Origin of the sequence: Sphingomonas beigongshangi (assembly GCF_016820445.1) — a bacterium.
Lineage (GTDB): Bacteria > Pseudomonadota > Alphaproteobacteria > Sphingomonadales > Sphingomonadaceae > Sphingomonas > Sphingomonas beigongshangi.
In genome coordinates, this window is record NZ_JADHDT010000001.1 from 72,611 (window position 1) to 90,371 (window position 17,761).

18 protein-coding genes are annotated in these 17,761 nt (G+C 66.3%); 6 read left to right on the forward strand and 12 right to left on the reverse strand.

Annotated elements, in window-relative coordinates:
- Nucleotides 1–8 precede the first annotated feature (8 nt).
- The 3 genes from IQ292_RS00395 (at nt 9) to IQ292_RS00405 (ending at nt 5,387) form a co-directional block, all read left to right on the forward strand.
- Nucleotides 9–3,368, forward strand: a complete 3,360-nt coding sequence (locus IQ292_RS00395) for a TonB-dependent receptor (RefSeq protein WP_203308337.1) — start codon at nt 9–11, stop codon at nt 3,366–3,368.
- A gap of 109 nt (nt 3,369–3,477) precedes the next feature.
- Complete coding sequence (locus IQ292_RS00400; protein ID WP_203308338.1) at nt 3,478–4,590, forward strand: sensor histidine kinase; 1,113 nt, start codon at nt 3,478–3,480, stop codon at nt 4,588–4,590.
- Complete coding sequence (locus IQ292_RS00405) at nt 4,587–5,387, forward strand: LytR/AlgR family response regulator transcription factor (protein ID WP_203308339.1); 801 nt, start codon at nt 4,587–4,589, stop codon at nt 5,385–5,387. The genes IQ292_RS00400 and IQ292_RS00405 overlap by 4 nt, the downstream gene beginning before the upstream one ends.
- Nucleotides 5,388–5,500: 113 nt before the next feature.
- Here IQ292_RS00405 and IQ292_RS00410 read toward each other — a convergent pair whose 3' ends face one another.
- The 10 genes from IQ292_RS00410 to IQ292_RS00455 all read right to left on the reverse strand — a co-directional run bounded on the left by IQ292_RS00410 (nt 5,501) and on the right by IQ292_RS00455 (nt 13,869).
- Nucleotides 5,501–5,863, reverse strand: a complete 363-nt coding sequence (locus IQ292_RS00410) for a response regulator (RefSeq protein ID WP_203308340.1) — start codon at nt 5,861–5,863, stop codon at nt 5,501–5,503.
- 113 nt (nt 5,864–5,976) lie between these two features.
- Nucleotides 5,977–6,123 (reverse strand): lmo0937 family membrane protein, encoded by a 147-nt coding sequence (locus IQ292_RS00415; protein WP_203308341.1) that lies wholly within the window; start codon nt 6,121–6,123, stop codon nt 5,977–5,979.
- Nucleotides 6,124–6,221: 98 nt separating this feature from the next.
- A complete protein-coding gene (locus IQ292_RS00420) occupies nt 6,222–7,037 on the reverse strand; it encodes an inositol monophosphatase family protein (protein ID WP_203308342.1) in 816 nt (271 codons plus the stop codon).
- Complete coding sequence (locus tag IQ292_RS00425) at nt 7,030–8,379, reverse strand: TldD/PmbA family protein (RefSeq protein WP_203308343.1); 1,350 nt, start codon at nt 8,377–8,379, stop codon at nt 7,030–7,032. Before IQ292_RS00425 ends, IQ292_RS00420 begins: the two co-directional genes overlap by 8 nt.
- Nucleotides 8,380–8,519: 140 nt before the next feature.
- The gene (locus tag IQ292_RS00430) at nt 8,520–8,873 is read right to left on the reverse strand and encodes a DUF3140 domain-containing protein (protein WP_203308344.1); all 354 of its coding nucleotides are present in this window, start codon (nt 8,871–8,873) and stop codon (nt 8,520–8,522) included.
- A 62-nt stretch (nt 8,874–8,935) separates the two neighbouring features.
- Entirely contained in the window at nt 8,936–10,351 is a 1,416-nt protein-coding gene (locus IQ292_RS00435; protein ID WP_203308345.1) for a hypothetical protein, read from the reverse strand.
- A 140-nt stretch (nt 10,352–10,491) separates the two neighbouring features.
- Nucleotides 10,492–11,886, reverse strand: a complete 1,395-nt coding sequence (lpdA, locus tag IQ292_RS00440; protein WP_203308346.1) for a dihydrolipoyl dehydrogenase — start codon at nt 11,884–11,886, stop codon at nt 10,492–10,494.
- Nucleotides 11,887–11,916: 30 nt separating this feature from the next.
- Entirely contained in the window at nt 11,917–12,255 is a 339-nt protein-coding gene (locus tag IQ292_RS00445; protein ID WP_203308833.1) for an acyl-CoA thioesterase, read from the reverse strand.
- Nucleotides 12,256–12,302: 47 nt separating this feature from the next.
- On the reverse strand, nt 12,303–12,497 hold the full coding sequence (locus IQ292_RS00450; protein WP_203308347.1) for a hypothetical protein: 195 nt from the start codon (nt 12,495–12,497) through the stop codon (nt 12,303–12,305).
- Between the two features lie 19 nt (nt 12,498–12,516).
- A complete protein-coding gene (locus IQ292_RS00455) occupies nt 12,517–13,869 on the reverse strand; it encodes a pyruvate dehydrogenase complex dihydrolipoamide acetyltransferase (RefSeq protein ID WP_203308348.1) in 1,353 nt (450 codons plus the stop codon).
- 108 nt (nt 13,870–13,977) lie between these two features.
- Between IQ292_RS00455 and IQ292_RS00460 the strand changes: the two genes are divergently transcribed.
- The 3 genes from IQ292_RS00460 (at nt 13,978) to IQ292_RS00470 (ending at nt 16,063) form a co-directional block, all read left to right on the forward strand.
- On the forward strand, nt 13,978–14,433 hold the full coding sequence (locus IQ292_RS00460) for a universal stress protein (protein ID WP_203308349.1): 456 nt from the start codon (nt 13,978–13,980) through the stop codon (nt 14,431–14,433).
- Nucleotides 14,434–14,514: 81 nt separating this feature from the next.
- The gene (locus tag IQ292_RS00465) at nt 14,515–14,688 is read left to right on the forward strand and encodes a hypothetical protein (RefSeq protein ID WP_203308886.1); all 174 of its coding nucleotides are present in this window, start codon (nt 14,515–14,517) and stop codon (nt 14,686–14,688) included.
- Between the two features lie 58 nt (nt 14,689–14,746).
- Complete coding sequence (locus IQ292_RS00470) at nt 14,747–16,063, forward strand: M20/M25/M40 family metallo-hydrolase (protein ID WP_203308350.1); 1,317 nt, start codon at nt 14,747–14,749, stop codon at nt 16,061–16,063.
- A 41-nt stretch (nt 16,064–16,104) separates the two neighbouring features.
- On the opposite strand, the gene IQ292_RS00475 is transcribed toward IQ292_RS00470, so the two are convergent.
- A complete protein-coding gene (locus IQ292_RS00475) occupies nt 16,105–16,401 on the reverse strand; it encodes a hypothetical protein (RefSeq protein ID WP_203308351.1) in 297 nt (98 codons plus the stop codon).
- Between the two features lie 155 nt (nt 16,402–16,556).
- A complete protein-coding gene (locus tag IQ292_RS00480; RefSeq protein ID WP_203308352.1) occupies nt 16,557–17,630 on the reverse strand; it encodes an RcnB family protein in 1,074 nt (357 codons plus the stop codon).
- Between the last annotated feature and the right edge of the window lie 131 nt (nt 17,631–17,761).

Here is a 17,761-nt window from a genome sequence, read left to right on the forward strand (position 1 = left end):
ATTCTTCGATGCGAAACAACCTTTTCCTGGGTGTGGCTGCGGTCGCGCTCATCGCCCCGGCGGCCGCGTCCGCACAGGAGACGACCTCGGTCATCCGCGGCACCGTGACGGCGAATGGCGCCCCGGTGGCCGGCGCGCAGATCACGATCATCAACGTGCCCACCAACACGCGTACGTCGACGCAGAGCGGCAGCGATGGTTCGTTTTCGCAGTCCGGCCTTCAGGCCGGTGGCCCCTACTCGGTCGAAGTGACCAGCCCGCAGGGCAACAAGACAATCACCGACGTCTACACCGTCGTGCAGCAGGCTTATACGCTGCCGATCGAACTGGCCGCCGCGAATGACGCGGAGGGCGGGGACATCGTAGTCACGGCGTCCTCGATCCGCGGCGCGGGCGTCACGTCCGATGGTCCGCAGACGGTCATTACCCAGGCGGACATTGCCAAGGTCGCGTCCGTCAATCGCGACATCCGTGACATCGAGCGCCGCGACCCGTTCGCGTCGATCGACCTCGGCAACGCTGGCGATCGCGGTGGCGCGGTGAGTTTCGCCGGCGTCAATCCGCGTTTCAACCGCTTCACGATCAACGGCGTGACCGTCGGCGACAGCTTCGGCCTCAATCAGGACGCCAGCCCGACGAACCGTGGTCCGGTGCCGTTCGATGCGATTTCGCAGGTTTCGGTCTCGATCGCGCCCTATGATTTCCGCCAGTCCGGCTTCCAGGGCGGCGCGATCGACACCGTATTGCTGTCGGGCACCAACGAATTCCACGGCACCGGATTCTATTCGCAGAATACCGATGGCCTGACCGGCGACACGATCGGCAGCACCAAGCTGAATACGGCGAAGTTCAAGTCGGAAACCTATGGCGCGACGCTGCGCGGTCCGATCATCGCCGACAAGCTGTTCTTCATGGTTTCGGCGGAGCGCAATACCGACCCCCGTCCGTTCGGTACCGTGATTGCGTCTTATGCCAATCCCGGTGCAATTACGCAGGCGGTTAACGACGTGCTGGCCGTCGCCAACACCAAGAACCTCGGCACTGCCGCCGGCGGCATTCTCGGCCTCAATCCGCGCAAGGACGAAAAGATCTCCGGTCGCATCGACTGGAACATCACGAGCGGCCAGCGCCTCTCGCTGTCCTACATCAATGCGTACGACTCACTGGTAAGCCAGAACAACACGTCGGCTTCGAACGCCAACGCGCCAACCTACGGCCTCAGCTCCAACGCCTATGCGCTGACCGAGCTGCTGCGTGCCGGTATCGTCCAGCTGAACTCCGACTGGACCGATAACTTCTCGACCGAAGCGCGTGCGATCTACAAATATTACACCCGTGGCCAGGAGCCGCTGCAGGGTCGCTCGATCGGCCAGATCCAGGTTTGCGACGATGCGACCTCGCAGGGCACGACGGGAAGCGCGCTGACCGGCTGCAGCAACGCCGTTCCGCGGATCACCTTCGGGCCGGACAACTTCCGCCAGACGAACCAGCTGTTCACCGACACCTGGGGCGGCCAGTTCGTCGGCCGCTACACGGCCGGCGCTCATCAGGTGCAGGCGCTCATCGACGTCGCGCAGAACCGCACGTTCAACAACTTCGTCCCGAACAGCCAGGGCGCATATTACTTCGATTCGCTCGCCGACTTCCGTGCGGGCAACGCGAACCAGCTGCAGTTCGCCGCTCCGATCGCAGGCGTCAGCGCGGCAGCAGACTTCCGCTACACCACGATCTCGCTCGGCATGCAGGACGAGTGGCAAGTCAGCGATACGCTGTCGCTGACGTACGGTGCGCGCTATACTCTGTATGCGATGGGCGAGCGGCCGGTGTACAACCCGTACTTCAACCAGCGCTACGGCTTCCCCAACACCAACACCTATAACGGGCTCGATCAGTTCGAACCGCGTATCAGCTTCGACTGGAAGCCCACCGACATCCTCGGCGGCGGGCTGAAAATTCGTGGCGGTGCGGGCATCTTTGGCGGCGGCCTGCCCGACATCTTCATGTCGAACAGCTTCTCGAACACGATCACGACCAGCGCCATTACGATCAACCGCGCGGGCCAGGCCTCGCTGGGCGTCAACACCTGCACCAACGGTGTACCGGACGCGATCTGCCAGGCGGCGCTCAACGGCGTGACCGGAACCGTACCGGCGTCGGTGGCGCAATATGCTGCCAACACGACCAATCCGACGAACCTGTCCCGTACGAATACGGGCGAGCTTGCTCCGAACTTCCACCTGCCGCGTTCGCTGAAGGCCACGCTGTCGGCGGACTATCGCCTGTTCGGTTTCAACGTCGGCGCCGACTATCTGTACACCAAGAATGTCGATGGCGTGATCTTCACCGATCTGCGCTCCGTCCCGGTCGGTGTTATGCCTGATGGTCGCATCCGTTACGGTAGCGCAACCGTCTTCACCGATCCGAACTACGACATCCTCGCATCGAACAGCTCCAAGGGCTATAGCCACGTCTTGGTCGCCCGCTTCGACAAGGAGTTCGACTGGGGTCTGCAGTTTGGTGGCAGCTTCACGCGTCAATGGGTGAAGGACGTCGGCAATGCGACCTCCTCGACGATCAACTCGAACTATCGCAATCAGTTCTTCGGCGCCGATCCGAACAATCCGGCGTATGGAACGTCGGCCGATCAGATCAAGTGGCAGTTCAAGTACAGCCTCGGCTACGATCACGCGTTCTTCGGAGACTACAAGACCCGTATCCAGTTGTTCGGTGAAACCCGCGCCGGACGCGCATACAGCTACACGTTCTTCGACAACTCGAACAACGTACGCTCGCCCGTTTTTGGCACGGTGCTCACCGGCAACAACAGCACCAACCTGTTGTACGTGCCGACGGGTCTGAACGATCCGCGGGTCAGCTATGCCGACACCACGACGACCACCAACGGCGTAACCACCGTGACGCAGACCGCAGCACAGGCGGCACAGCAGCTCGATGCCTATATCAACGCCAACCCGGATCTGGCGCGTTATCGCGGCATGATCGTCCCGAAGAACACGGCCCGCAACCGCGCGTTCACGCGCATCGACGTCCACCTCGAGCAGGAACTGCCGACCTTCATCGGCAAGTCGCGCATTTCGATATTCGCCGACATTAACAACCTGCCGAACCTGCTGAACAAGAACTGGGGCGGCCTGCGCCAGCTCGGCTTCCCGTATGGCGCATCGCCGGTAACGGTGCAGTGCCTCACTACCGCAGGCAATGCGAACAACGGCGGCACGGTAGCGACCAGCACGGCGCAGCCTTGCGCGCAGTATCGCTACACGTCGTTCACCAACCCGAACACGCAGTCGCTCACGTTCAACCAATCGCTCTACCAGATCCGCCTGGGCGCCCGCTTCTCGTTCTAAGCGAAGCGCTCGACCGATCCGGTCGACCCTTCGGGGCCGCCGTTCCACCCGGAACGGCGGCCCTTCTGTTTTGCGAACCGGCTCGCTCCGGTGTAGAGGGCTGCGCGACATGGCGACCCTTCCCGCCCCGCAGCGCCCCGCGCTCAACGTACGCCCCTTCTTCGAGGACAAGGCCCGCGCCTTCTGGACGCTACAGGCGGTCGGGTGGACCGGCTATCTGCTGCTGCGCGGCGCCTCGACGCTGTCCAACCTGTCGGTGAAGGCGGTGATCCCCGCGATCGTCGAGGCGATCGTCGGCTATTGCATCACTTTGCTGCTCTCGACGCTCTACGGCTATTACCGGTCGCTGCCGCGGCTCGGCGGCGTCTTGCTGACGGTCGTCACGTTGCTGGGCGCGGTGCTGTTCTACGCGCTGATCGTGTCGGTCGCCTTCTCGCTGGTCCGTGACGACCGCGCCGCGGTGACGATCGTCGGCATGTTCGGCGCCATCTACGTCGCCTTCATCGTCCTCACCGGCTGGTCCGCGCTGTACTTCGGCATCAATTTCTACCTGATCGTCGAACAGCAGATCGACGAGATGCAGGTGCTGGAGAACCAGGCCTCGTCGGCGCAGCTCGCGATGCTGCGCTACCAGCTCAATCCGCACTTCCTGTTCAACACGCTCAACTCCATCTCGACGCTGGTGCTGCTGAAGCAGACGGAGCGGGCCAATGCGATGTTGAGCCGTTTGTCCTCCTTCCTGCGTTACACGCTCGCCAACGAACCGACCGCCCATGTCACGGTCGCGCAGGAGGTGGAGACATTGAAGCTGTACCTCGAGATCGAGAAGATGCGCTTCGAGGAGCGGTTGCGTCCGGTGTTCGACATCGATCCACGCGCCGAGCGTGCCCGCCTGCCTTCGCTGCTGCTCCAGCCGCTGGTCGAGAATGCGATCAAATATGCCGTCACGCCGCAGGAGGAAGGCGCCGAAATCTGCGTCCGCGTGCGGCTCGCCGGGGACCGGGTGCAGATCGGCGTTTCCGATACCGGACCGGGCTTGAACGAAACGCGCGTGATGCCCAGCCTTTCAACCGGCGTGGGTCTCACCAATATCAGGGAGAGGCTGGTGCAGGCCTATGGCCCGGACCACCGATTCGAGACGCGTACCACGCCGGCTGGCGGGTTCTCGGTGGATATCGAGATACCCTTTCAGCTCGACGATGTCAGTAGAGAGGCCGCATGACGATCAGAACCATCCTGGTGGACGACGAACCGCTCGCAATCCAAGGATTGGAGCTTCGGCTCCAGGCGCACGATGACGTCGAGATCATCGAGAAATGTTCCAACGGGCGCGAGGCGATCCGGGCGATCAAGACGCACAAGCCCGATCTCGTCTTCCTCGACATCCAGATGCCCGGCTTCGACGGCTTCTCGGTGGTCCAGGGTCTGATGGAGGTGGAGCCGCCGTTGTTCGTCTTCGTCACCGCCTATTCCGACCATGCCCTGCGCGCCTTCGAGGCACAGGCGGTCGACTATCTGATGAAGCCCGTCGAGGAAGCGCGCCTTGCCGATACGCTCGACCGGGTACGGCAGCGGCTTTCGGAGAAGCGCGGCGTCGAGGAGGTCGAGAAGCTCAAGGAGGTGCTCGCCGAGCATGCGCCGGAGGCGGCCGCCGACATGGCCGACGGCGGCGACGCGGTCTCGTCCAACCGTTTCGAGAAGCTCATCAACATCAAGGATCGCGGCCAGATTTTCCGCGTCGATGTCGACACGATCGAGCGGATCGACGCCGCCGGCGACTATATGTGCATCTACACCGGCGACAATACGCTGATCCTGCGCGAGACGATGAAGGACCTGGAGAAGCGCCTCGATCCGCGACGGTTCCAGCGCGTGCATCGGTCGACGATCGTCAACCTCGACCTCGTCAAGCAGGTCAAGCCACATACCAACGGCGAATGTTTCCTGGTGCTCGATTCGGGCGCGAGCGTGAAGGTCAGCCGCAGCTACCGCGACGTCGTGGCGCGATTCGTTCACTGATCGAGGGGACCTCGGTCGGATTTGGGGCTACGGCCGCCTTGCCGACGAGGTCCTAACCAGCCCGGAGGCGGTGCCTTGGGACGGAGCCCCGGGCGGTCCCATGCCCGTTCCGCTCAGGCGTCTTGCAGCGCGCGAGCGATTTCGGCGGCGGTATAGGGCTTTGCGACGAACACCCCGCCAGGGGGCAGCGCGTCCTTCTCCACCTGCTCGGCGCCCGACGTGACGATCACCTTCAGATCGGGCCGGTCGGCATGGAGACGATGCGCCAGCGCAAGCCCATCGACGTCGCCAGGCATGCGAATGTCCGTGAATACGGCGGCGACGTCCGGGTCGGTGGCGAGCACCGCCAGCGCCTCCTCCGCGTCTCCGGCCTCGACAACGGTATAGCCGGCCTCTTCGAGGGCGAGATTGGCATGGACACGGAGCAGGGGTTGATCCTCCACGACGAGGATCCGGGGACGTCTGACGGTCGGCATGGCCGATATAACCATTTCGACTGTAATGCTGTTCCGGTCCCGCAGTCGCTATCGCGGTAAACCCGGCGGCAACGACGACGATCCGACGGATCGGATCGTCGCGTGCCGGGGCATCAGACCGCCCGTCGGCCGGTGAAGAGCTGGATCAGGCCGACGATGATCGCGATCACCAGCAGGATGTGGATCAGGCCACCCGCGATGTGCAGCGAGAAACCGAGCAGCCAGAGGATCAGCAGGATGACGGCGATCGTCCAAAGCATGGTTGAGGTCCCTTCCAGACGATGACGCCAGCCGTCACCGTTTCGCAACAAAACGTTACGGAAGCGTGCCGTGTTCCGACCGTTCTACTAAACCTCGGTTAAGCGTCGCGATTTATGCCATTCGATGGAGGCTCGCCCAGGATAGAGCGCGCGCGGTCGGCCAGCCGTGCGATCGCCGCGTCGCGGATACCGGGTGCGCAGGCGAGCACGCCGAAGGCGCGCGCGTCCGGCTTGTTGAAATCGAGAGGGCGACCCAGCGCGTCACCCACTGCAGCGCCCGACTCCGCTGCGATCAGCGCCGCCGCCGCGATGTCCCACTCGTTGCCCCAGCGCAGCGTGGCGACCAGATCCGCCTCGTCCGCAGCGACCATCGCGATCCGCAACGCGATCGAATTGGGCTTGGCGACGGCGGTCAAATCCCGATCCGCCTTGGGCAGGGCATCCGTCGGCACACGCGCGCCGGGCAGGCGATCACGGCAGCCCGCCCGCAACCGTACCCCGTTACGCCACGCGCCGCACCCGACCGTGGCGCACCAGCGCTCACGCCGCGCCGGCGCATCGAGCACGCCGATCGTCACGTCGCCATGCTCGACGAGCGCGACCGAGACCGACCACCCCTCGCGTCCGCGTATATAGTCGCGCGTGCCGTCGATCGGGTCGACCACCCACACGCGCGACCGCTGAAGCCGCTCCGGACTGTCGGCGCTTTCCTCGGAAAGCCAACCGGCGTCCGGCAGCAAGGCGCCCAGTCGCGCCCTCAGCATCGCGTCGACATCGAGATCGACCTCGCATACCGGGCTGCCAGGCGTCTTTTCCCAACGGCGAAAGTCCGTCCGCCAGCGCGTCAGCGCCATCTGCCCCGCCTCGGCAGCGGCGGCCGCGACCGCCCCGGCAAGAGCGGCGGGATCAGCCACCGGCGACCATCATCCCTTCGATCCGCAAGGTCGGGGCATTCGTGCCGTACCGGAACGCCAGGTCGTTCGCGGGCGTGAGGTTGAGGAACATATCCTTGAGATTGCCCGCGATGGTGAATTCGGCGATCGGCGTGGTCAATGCGCCGCGCTCGATCAGGAAGCCAGCGGCGCCGCGACTGTAATCGCCCGTCACCGGATTGACGCCCTGGCCGATCAATTCGGTGACATAGATGCCCGCCGCTATGTCCTCGATCAGCGTCGCAGGGGGAATCGCACCCGCTTCCATGTACAGATTGCTGGGCGACACGCCCGGGCCACCGCCGATGCCGCGTGCCGCATGGCCGGTCGGCTCCAGCCCCAGCTGACGCGCGGATGCGCTATCCAGCAGCCAGGTCTCGAGCATCCCGTCCTCGACCAGCGCCACGGGAGAAACCGGCAGACCCTCCCCATCGAACGGGCGCGACCGCAGGCCGTGCGGCCGGTGAGGATCGTCACGGATCGTCACGCCCCGCGCGAAGACGCGCTGACCCAGCGCGTCCAGCAGGAAACTGGTGCGCCGCGCGATCGCCTGTCCCGCGATCGCGCCGGAAAGATGGCCGACCAGCGACGCGGCGACGCGGGGGTCGAACACGACCGGCAACGCGCCGCTCGGCGCGCGGCCTGGGTTGACCCGCGCGACCACGCGGTCACCCGCAAGGCGGCCGATGTCGGCTGGCGGATCGAGGTGACGGCGATGACGGGTCGCGTGATGGGCATAATCGCGTGCCATGCCGCGCGCGACATCACCCGCAAGCACGCTTGCGGAAACGCTATAGGCAGTCGCCGAAAAGGACCCCGTGAAGCCGTGGCTGGTCGCCAACGCCCAGACCGAACGCGACGCGCTCGCCCCCGCACCTTCGCTGTTGGTGACGCCCGCGACGCCGCGCGCGGCGTCTTCGGCCTCCAGCGCCATAACTTTCAAGGATGCAGGGTCCGCCTCCTCCCGGTCATCCAGATCGAGCAGCGGCGGCGCGCCGTGCATCAGACGGTCGGCCGGCGCGAGGCCCGCCCATCGGTCTTCCGGCGCTTCGCGCGCCATCGCTACGGCGCGATCGACCAGCGTCGCCAGTGCGTCCGTGGACAGGTCCGTCGTCGAAACGCTTGCCGAACGACGACCGACGAACACGCGCAGGCCAAGCTCCTCGCTTTCCGATCGCCCGACATCCTCGAGCAGGCCGAGCCTGACCGATACGTCGAGGGAGGCGTCGGCCGCGAAGACAGCGTCGGCCGCATCGGCGCCGGCGGATTTGGCGCGGGAAGCGATATCGGCGGCGCGGTCGCGCGCCTGGTCGGAAGTCAGCATGACGATCGACTTAGGAGGCGCGCGCAGCGGATGCTAGGCCGGTCATCTTGGGTACGGCGCAATCCGTTACGGCCGGCGGCTACCGGCCCGGGATCGTCGGGCGTCGGCCGCGCGCCATGACAAGCTGCTGCCACCGCCGCTCAGTCCTTCAGCGGGTCATGGCCCCAGTTCATCAGCGAATAGCGCCAGTCGCTATGCTCTGCGTCCTTCTTCGGACCACCTTGCGCCATATGGCGCCGGACATAGCCGACGACCTTCTTCATATGCGCATAATCGTCGTTGGTCAGGTCCGCCTTTTTCTTGTGCTTGATCTCCACGATCCGGCGTCCGGACTTGTGGCCGACGCTTTCTCCGGCGCCATCGCCGTCCTCGCCCTTCCACCCGACCCGCTTGCTTTCATCGCTGTCGAGAAAATGTTCGAGCGCCGACGGCGTCATGTTCACCGCTTCCTTGAAGTCGCGATAGATCTGGTCCTGGTCGTCGCGCTCCGCCATCGCATTTCTCCTGTCGGCTGGGCCTGACGGAACGTCCGCAGCGGCGATGCGGTTGCCTCGCGTCAGCCGAGCATCCCGGCATAGGTTTGCGGCGGCGTCGGGAGCAGCAGGCGTGCGCCGATGCCTGCGATGATGACAAGCACGAGCAGGGCGACCCAGGGCAGTCGCCAGCGCCTGCGCCCGAGCAGCACGACGGCCGTTGCCGTCGCCACCATCGCCCAGAGATGGTAGCGCAGGTCCGAGGCGATGCTGAGCACCGCGAAACTGCTTTCCAGCGACAGGGCCGATACGAGCAGCGCCGCGGCGAGCTTGCCGCTGCCGTCGCGACGCGACGCCGCCGCGGATAGGTTGGCAAACGCGATGACGATCCAGACGATCGGCCAACCAACCGGCAGATCGGTCAGCGCCCCCGCCACGCGTTGCCATCGCGCCGCCGCCCTGGATGGTTCAAGCAGCCCCATCGTGTTCGGCTCGTTCGCCTCTGGCGGCTGCGCGCCCGGCCAGCGCGCGGGCACGATCCAGCGATCGGTCGCGTTCAGGTGCGCAAGTCGGTGGCCGGCATAGGCGATCGGATGACGCAGCGCCGCCGATGCCCATGTTGCGTACACCGTCGCCACCGGCATGGCGGCGAAAGTCGCCACGTCGCGCTGGCAACGACGCTCCTCACCCAGGGGGTCCCAGAAATAGGGGCGCACGCAGCGTTTTCGCCGCAGGACGGCGATCGCTGACGGCGGCAGGCCCGTATCGGTTGCGCCGCTGCGCACCGCGATCCCGGCGAGGTCGTAGGTCGGCTGCGTCCGCTCGACCCCGCTGCGCGACGCACCGAGCAGATCGTGATTGATCACCGACGACAGACCGATGACGATCAGGATCGCGAGCAAAATTGCCGCGCCCCCGGCGATCGCCTGCCACGGCCTTGGCAATCCGCCTTGGCGCCGCGCCAGCATCGCGCCGAACGGCACCACCGCGAACACCGCGTTGGCGCGTACCAGCATGGCATAACCGAGCAGGATTCCCACGACCGCCCATGCGATCGGTGGAACGGCGGCGCCGCGCACGCGCCACCACCCGATCGCCCCGGTCGCGGCCAGCAGCGCGGCGAGCATCTGCGTGTCCTTCAGCACGACCGGCTGCCATCCGAGCAGCGGCGGCCAGAGCGCCACAATGAGCAGCGCCAGTGCCGCGAGCCGCCGCCCCGAGAGGGCGAGGGCGACGATCAGGGCACCAAATCCGGCCCAATAGCCCGCCAGTTGGACCAGCATCATCGGGGCCTGCCCCCGCGCGCCGAACAACGCCCACAGGCGCGCCATGACCGGCGGATGCCAGTCGTCATACGTACCGGACAGCGCCTGGCCGTATTGGGCCAGGCTGTCGTACTGGACATAGCCGGGCCAGAACAAAGCGACGCTGGCCAGGAAGAGCAGCGCGATGCCTGCGGCGAGACGGGGGGCGCCCGCAGAAAGCCGCGGAAAGCTCATGATGCAGCGCCCGTCACATGGCCCGGGTCATTTACCACCAGTGGTGAGGGCCATGCCCCCCTCCCCTCCGCACGCGACGAAGGGAACGCCGGGGCACCCGACAGGAGGAGGCAGCACGACACCCGCGACCCTGCCCCGCTCTAGAAATGCAGCGCGCGGCCGTAGGCGCTCAGGACGCTCTCGTGCATCATCTCGCTGAGCGTCGGATGCGCGAACACCGTCTCCATCAGCTCGTGTTCGGTGGTCTCCAGCTGACGCGCGACGACATAGCCCTGGATCAGCTCGGTCACCTCGGCGCCGACCATGTGCGCGCCGAGCAGTTCGCCCGTCTTGGCGTCGAACACGGTCTTGATGAAGCCTTCCGCCTCGCCCAACGCGATCGCCTTGCCGTTGCCGATGAAGGGGAACTTGCCGACCTTGACGTCGTGACCCGCCTCCTTCGCCTTGGCTTCGGTCAGACCGACGCTCGCCACCTGCGGGCGGCTGTAGGTGCAGCCGGGGATGTTCCAGGTCTCGAACGGATGCGGATTTTCCCCGGCGATCTTCTCGACGCAGACGATACCCTCGTGGCTCGCCTTGTGCGCGAGCCAGGGTGCGCCGGTGACGTCGCCGATCGCGTAAATGCCCTCGACGTTGGTACGACCGAAGCCGTCGACCTTGATATGGCCGCGCTCCGTCTGCACCCCCAGCGCCTCCAGCCCGATATTCTCGGTGTTCGGCACGATCCCGATGGCGACGATGACGTGGCTATAGTCCTGCGCGTCGACCTTGCCGTCGGCGCCCTTGATCGACGCCTTCACCCCATCCTTACCCGTCTCGATCTTTTCCAGTGCAGCGCCGGTGACGATCTTTATGCCCTGCTTTGTCAGGGCCTTGGTCATGAAGTCACTGACTTCTGCGTCTTCGACCGGCAGAATGCGCGGCAGCATTTCGACGATCGTCACGTCCGCGCCCATATCATTGTAGAAGCTCGCGAACTCGACGCCGATCGCGCCCGACCCGATGACCAGCAGCTTGGTCGGCATCACCTGCGGCACCATGGCGTGGCGATAGGTCCAGATGCGCTCCCCGTCCGCCTTTGCGAACGGCAGGTCGCGCGCCCGCGCGCCCGTCGCGATCAGGATATGCTTGCCGGCGAGCTCGACCGTCTTGTCGCCCTGCTTGACCGACAGCTTGCCCTTGCCAGTGACCGTGCCGACGCCCTCGACCACGGTGACCTTGTTCTTCTTCATCAATCCCTTGACGCCGGCGTTGAGCTGGCCGGCGACCTTGCGGCTGCGATCGACGATCTTGCCCAGGTCGAAACCGACATTCCCCGCTTTCAGCCCATAGGCATCGGCATGGGTCATATAGTGATAGATTTCCGAGGTCCGCAGCAGCGCCTTCGTCGGGATACAGCCCCAGTTGAGGCAGATGCCGCCCAGCCGCTCACGCTCGACGATCGCGACCTTCATGCCCAGCTGCGAGGCGCGGATCGCCGCGACATAGCCGCCGGGGCCGGAGCCGAGGACGATGAGATCGTAGGAGTCTGCCACGGGAAAGGTCCTTACCTGGGGAGAATGGGATCAGGCCAGCGTCGGCACGGGGCGCGGCTGGCGGTGTTCATCGATGGCGACGAAGGTGAAACGCGCTTCCGTCACCTTGCGGACCTCCTCGCCATGCCGGTCTCGCGACCAGCTTTCGACGGCGATCGTCATCGACGTGCGGCCGACACGGTCGAGGCGCGCATAGACGGACACCTCGTCACCGACATGGACCGGCGCGTGGAACTGCATGCCATCCATCGCGATCGTGACGGCCCGTCCCTTCGCCCGGCGCGCGGCGACGAGTCCGGCGGCGGAATCCATCAGGCTCATCAGCCAGCCGCCGAAGATGTCGCCATAGGCATTCGCATCCGCAGGCATGGCGGTGACGCGGATCGTCGGATCGGCGTGGGGAAGATCTGTCACGGTCAGCGTTTCCTGTCGGCGGCGCGCGCGCGGCGCAGTGGCTTCACACCCATGACGAGCGTCGCGAGCATCGCGCCCGCGCCGCACCACCAGATCACATCCCGTCCCAGCGGATAGGCCCAGGCTGCCGCGGCGGAGATGAATGCCGCCGCGGTCAGCCCGACGAGGATATGAAGCAGTTCGATCAGCGTGCGCATGCGCGCGGCGCTCCGCGCCTCAGGCGAGCATGCCGAGCGGACGCTCGACGAGCTCCTTGAACGCCTTCATAAGCGCGGCGCCGTCGGCACCGTCGATCGCGCGATGGTCGAAGCTGCCGGTCGCGGTCATCACCGTCGCCACGCCGAGCTGGCCATCGACGATATAGGGCCGCTTCTCGCCCGCACCGATCGCGAGGATCATGCCCTGCGGCGGATTGATGACGGCTTCGAACTGCTTGATGCCGAACATGCCCATGTTGCTGATCGACGCGGTGCCGCCCTGGAATTCCTCGGGCTTCAGCTTGTTGTCCTTGGCCCGCGCCGCCAGGTCCTTCACCTCGTTCGAGATCGTCGACAGGCTCTTGCTGTCCGCGCCCACGACGATGGGCGTGATCAGGCCCGAGGGCGTCGATACGGCGACCGAGATATCGGCGCGCTTGAAGCTGATCAGCTGGTCGGGCGTGTACATGACGTTGCACTTGGGCACCGCGATCAGCGCCTGCGCCAGCGCCTTGACCAGCATGTCGTTGACCGACAGCTTGACGCCGCGGCTTTCCAGCGAGGCGTTGAGCTCCGTACGGAGCTTGAGCAGCGCGTCGAGCTGCACGTCCACCGTCAGGTAGATGTGCGGCACCGTCTGCTTCGATTCGGTCAGGCGGCGCGCGATCGTCTTGCGCATGTTCGACAGCTTCGTCGCCTCGTGCGGAATGTCCGGCACGACCGCGGGCTTGGGGGCGGCGACCGGGGCGCTCGACTCGGCAGCGCGGGCGGGCGACGCCGCCTGTGCGGGGGCCGCGGCGCCGGGCTTCGCACCCTCGACGTCCGCCTTGACGATGCGACCGTTGGGACCCGAACCGGTCACGCTGCCCAGCTCGATGCCCTTGTCCGCGGCGATGCGGCGCGCGAGCGGCGTCGCCTTGACGCGGCCGTCACCGCCCGTGGCGCCACCACGATCGTCCTGCGCCGCGGGACGGCCATGATCCTCGGCCTGCGTCACCGTGCGCTCGGCGGGCTTCGCCTCGCTGCCGGTCTTGTTGGGATCGGTCGGATCCGGGCGCCCCTTGAATTCCGGGTCGGCGGGCTCGGGCGTCTCGCTCTTGTTCGGCGCCTGCACCGAAGAGGCATCCTCGCCTTCTTCCGCCAGGATCGCGATCACCGCGCCCACCTTCACGTTGTCGGTACCCTCTGCGACGAGGATCTTGGCGATCGTGCCTTCGTCGACCGCCTCGAACTCCATGGTCGCCTTGTCGGTCTCGATCTCCGCCATGATGTCGCCGGACTTGACGGTGTCGCCTTCCTTGACGAGCCACTTGGCGAGCGTGCCCTCCTCCATCGTCGGCGACAGCGCGGGCATCTTGATCTCGATCGACATGCAGGTCCTCTTGCCTGGGGAGTGGAGGCTCCTTTGCGCCCCTGACGCACAGGGTCAACCCTTGCGCTCGTCCGAGCCACGCGTCACGTAACGGAAAAAGGGGACGCGATGCGCATCTATCTGGTGGTGATCGACGACAGTCCGGAGGCGGAGATCGCGCTGCGCTTCGCCGCGCGGCGGGCCGTGAAGACCGGTGGCGGTGTCGAGATCCTGACCTTGATCCCGCCGCAGGAATTCATCGCATTCGGCGGCGTGCAGGCGACGATCGAGGAAGAGGCGCGCCTTCACGCCGAAGGGCTGGTGACGAAGGCCGCAGGCACGTTGATGACGGAATCGGGCCTCAAGCCGGCGATCACCGTGCGCGAGGGTGAGGGTCCGAAGATCATCCGCGAGATCATCGCGACGAATCGCGACATCGCCGCACTGGTGCTGGGCGCGGCCGCGACGGGCGCGCCGGGCAAGTTGGTCAGTCACTTCGCCGGCACCGATGCCGGGACCCTGCCAGTTCCCGTCATGATCGTGCCAGGCTCCCTGACCCCTGATGCGATCGATCGATTGAGCTGAGGCTACAGCTATCGCTTTGCGATGGAAGCGGAATATCCGATCTGTTATACGTTATCCGCAATACGATTAGGCGGGAGAGCGATGATGGGTCGACCATGCGGGCAGGCACCGCACCACGCCAAGGTGCTCGCCTTGTTGGCGGAGGCACTCGCGATCCTGGACAGGCTCGACGAAGGCATTCCCGCAGCACAGATTTCCGGCGTCATAGAGCAACTGGAGACCAAAACGCGGACCTCAGCCCATCGGCTGCACTGATCCAGGCTGCAACGCCTTCTCCCTTGAGACCGTTGGGAAAAATCGTCATGCCTGGTGCATGATCCCTGCTCTACTGCTTGCCGCCTCCGCCGCGTCGCTCGCCGCGCCTCCCCCGAACCCAGCGGCTGCCGCCAAGGTCGCCGCGCCCAGTGCTCAGCGTCTGAAGGCGAGCGTCGCGGCGCTCGTTGGTTTCGGCACACGCCACACATTGTCCTCCACGACCGATCCCAAGCGCGGCATCGGCGCCGCGCGCGATTGGGCGGCGCGCCAGTTCGAGGCGATCGGACGCGAATGCGGCGGCTGCATCAGCGTGGAGCGGATCGATCGGCGGTTCGACGGTCCGCGCGCGCCGCAGGGCGTCGTCGTACAGGACGTGCTTGGCATTCAGCGCGGTCGCGATCCCAATCGCGTGGTCATCGTCGGCGGCCATATCGACAGTCGCGTGACGGACGTGATGGATGCGACTCACGATGCCCCCGGGGCCAATGACGACGCGTCGGGCGTCGCGCTGGTGCTGGAGGCGGCACGACTGCTGTCCAAGCACCAATTCGACGCGACGATCGTCTACGTGGCCTTTTCCGCGGAGGAACAGGGCCTGTGGGGTGCGGAGCTTCTCGCCGACACCGCGCAGCAACGCGGATGGCAGGTGAGCGCGATGCTCAACAACGACATCGTGGGCAACACAATGGGCCAGGGCGGCGTCGTAGACGCCGATCGGGTGCGCGTCTTTTCGGAGGGGATCCGCGCGTCGGAAGACCTGCCGCAGCAGATGCGTCGCCGCGGCGACGGCGGGGAGGACGACGGGCCGAGCCGTGCGCTCGCGAAGGCGATCGACGGTATAGCCCGCGGCATCCCGGGCGGCCTGGACGTCGTCATCGACCGCCGGCCGGACCGCTTCGGCCGGGGCGGCGATCACGAACCGTTTCTCAAGCGCGGCTATCCCGCGGTGCGCTTTTCGGTCGGTGCGGAAAATTGGGATGCGCAGCACCAGGACCTGCGGACGGATAAGGGCGTCGTGTACGGCGACACCATCGACCGGATGGATTTCGCGTATCTCGCAAAGGTGACGGCGATCAACGTCGCGACGATCGCGCGACTCGCCGCCGCGCCCGCCGCTCCGGCCAGCGTCACGCTATCGGGCGACCTGTCGCGCGACACACAGGTATCATGGCCGGCGGTTCCGGGTGCCGTCCGCTATCGGGTGCACTGGCGGTCCAACGACACCGCCGACTGGGCGAAGTCGCGCGATGTCGCCGACACGCGAACCGTGCTGTCGCAGGTTCCCGTCGACGATACGTTCATCGGCGTCTCGGCCATCGGTGCGGACGGCTCGGAAAGCTTGGTGACATTCGGCGGCCGTGCATCGCGCCGCTGAGCCGCCCAGTCCGTGCGAAAGCGAATCGCGTGCGGCGCGATTCAGCTGCGCAGATATCGGCTGAGCCGGCGCTGTATATAGGCGCGATGATCGGCGGAAAGCGTCCCGCCGTCCTGGGCCTGCAACGCCTCGGCCTGGGCCTTTAGCAGGCTGATCCAGACGATACGCTGGCGGCGGGTCGTCGGCGTATCGCGCGTGTCGCTCAACACCCCCGGCAGCCAGGGCTGGCTCAGGCGCGGGACGGCGTGGTCGCCGAGATCGACCGGCGGCCGTGGGGTCGGCAAAGCCTGCGCAGATAGCGACGCCGGCAGCGCCAGGAGCAGGCAGAGCAGTGGCATGCGCATCGTCATTCTCCCGTTCGGCATCATACAAGCATCAGGGCACGACGCGCACAATCGGGGAAAGGTCCGAACCGAAGCTAGCCTGGTCGGACATCGCCCCGAGCGCACGGCACGGAGAGGCTATCCGGTAACCGCCCCGCACCGCCCCCGCGTCAGCGGCAGGCGCAGCGCGGTGCCGGGCGCCAGACCCGCTTGGTCTTGATGTGAGCCACCGGACGCCGCGTATACGTCACCGCATCCTCGTAAATTTCCGTCGTGGTCGTGACGACGGGCTGGGTCTGCACCACCACGGTCGTCGTACTCGCGCCGGGATAATAGTAACCGCCGCTCACATAACCGCCGGCCGTCGTGGTCGTCACCGTCGTCGTCCCGTCGGCGGATCGCCATGCGGGGGACGGCAGGGGCTGAACGATCGGCGCGTGCGGGGCATAGGCGACGGGCGGCGGCGGAGCGTAGGGCGCCGGGCCGCGAGGCGGCGGCGGCGCATAGTCGCCCGGCGGCGGCGGCGGATAATCCGGGGCCACGGGAATGCGCCCCGGCCGTCCGTAAGGGGCGCCATAATCGTCCACGCGGTGGCGATCCTGCGACCGGTCGATAGCATAGCCTGCCGCGGCGCCTACACCCGCACCGATGAGGGTACCGCCCAGCCGGTTGCCGCGTCCCGCGATCACGTTGCCGGCGACGCCGCCGACCACCGCACCCGCGACGGCTCCACCCACGCCACTGCCACGCCGGTCGTAGTCGTGCTCGTAATAGCCGTCCGAAGGAGCGCCTTCGGCATAGGCGGCATCCTGCGCGACATAGCCGGCTTCATACCGGTCCCAGTCGAGTCCGCCCACGCTGTCGTAGACCGCGCCGCGGCCGTCCACGAGCACCGCATCGTCGTAATAGCGCACCCAGGTGTAGCCCTGCGGCGGCTGCGCGAGCCCGTAGGTCGACCAATCACTGACGTAGAAGCGCGGGGCATACCAATAGCTAGGCAGGGTCCACCCACGTGCGGGACGGCGATAGGCGCCCCAACCGCCGGGCGCGTTGACGCCGCCCCACCAGTGGCCGCCGACCTTGCTGCCCCATCGGCCCGTATAGCCCGTCCTGGGCGCCATGCCTGGCGTCGCCGGTCCAGGCACACCCATGCCGGGACCGCGCACGATGACACGCTGCTGTGCATCCGCGCCACCCGTCAACCCCATGGCGAGCACGGCGCCCGCAAGCATCACCCTGCGCATCCCTGTTTCCTCCCGTTCCACGGCCAACCGACGCCGACTCGACGTTACGGTTGCGCAACGCCGCTTTCCTTAACAGGTTGCTTACCGACACCGAAGAGGGGTCGAACGCGGACCCATTGTCCCGATCCGGG

Excerpts from the sequence above, each read along its gene's own strand:
- IQ292_RS00395 (WP_203308337.1), top strand. The coding sequence starts at position 9 with ATGCGAAACAACCTTTTCCTGGGTGTGGCTGCGGTCGCGCTCATCGCC.
- IQ292_RS00400 (WP_203308338.1), top strand. The coding sequence starts at position 3,478 with ATGGCGACCCTTCCCGCCCCGCAGCGCCCCGCGCTCAACGTACGCCCC.
- IQ292_RS00405 (WP_203308339.1), top strand. The coding sequence starts at position 4,587 with ATGACGATCAGAACCATCCTGGTGGACGACGAACCGCTCGCAATCCAA.
- IQ292_RS00410 (WP_203308340.1), bottom strand. The coding sequence starts at position 5,863 with ATGCCGACCGTCAGACGTCCCCGGATCCTCGTCGTGGAGGATCAACCC.
- IQ292_RS00415 (WP_203308341.1), bottom strand. The coding sequence starts at position 6,123 with ATGCTTTGGACGATCGCCGTCATCCTGCTGATCCTCTGGCTGCTCGGT.
- IQ292_RS00425 (WP_203308343.1), bottom strand. The coding sequence starts at position 8,379 with ATGCTGACTTCCGACCAGGCGCGCGACCGCGCCGCCGATATCGCTTCC.
- IQ292_RS00430 (WP_203308344.1), bottom strand. The coding sequence starts at position 8,873 with ATGGCGGAGCGCGACGACCAGGACCAGATCTATCGCGACTTCAAGGAA.
- IQ292_RS00435 (WP_203308345.1), bottom strand. The coding sequence starts at position 10,351 with ATGAGCTTTCCGCGGCTTTCTGCGGGCGCCCCCCGTCTCGCCGCAGGC.
- IQ292_RS00445 (WP_203308833.1), bottom strand. The coding sequence starts at position 12,255 with ATGCCTGCGGATGCGAATGCCTATGGCGACATCTTCGGCGGCTGGCTG.
- IQ292_RS00450 (WP_203308347.1), bottom strand. The coding sequence starts at position 12,497 with ATGCGCACGCTGATCGAACTGCTTCATATCCTCGTCGGGCTGACCGCG.
- IQ292_RS00455 (WP_203308348.1), bottom strand. The coding sequence starts at position 13,869 with ATGTCGATCGAGATCAAGATGCCCGCGCTGTCGCCGACGATGGAGGAG.
- IQ292_RS00460 (WP_203308349.1), top strand. The coding sequence starts at position 13,978 with ATGCGCATCTATCTGGTGGTGATCGACGACAGTCCGGAGGCGGAGATC.
- IQ292_RS00465 (WP_203308886.1), top strand. The coding sequence starts at position 14,515 with ATGATGGGTCGACCATGCGGGCAGGCACCGCACCACGCCAAGGTGCTC.
- IQ292_RS00470 (WP_203308350.1), top strand. The coding sequence starts at position 14,747 with ATGATCCCTGCTCTACTGCTTGCCGCCTCCGCCGCGTCGCTCGCCGCG.
- IQ292_RS00475 (WP_203308351.1), bottom strand. The coding sequence starts at position 16,401 with ATGCCACTGCTCTGCCTGCTCCTGGCGCTGCCGGCGTCGCTATCTGCG.
- IQ292_RS00480 (WP_203308352.1), bottom strand. The coding sequence starts at position 17,630 with ATGCGCAGGGTGATGCTTGCGGGCGCCGTGCTCGCCATGGGGTTGACG.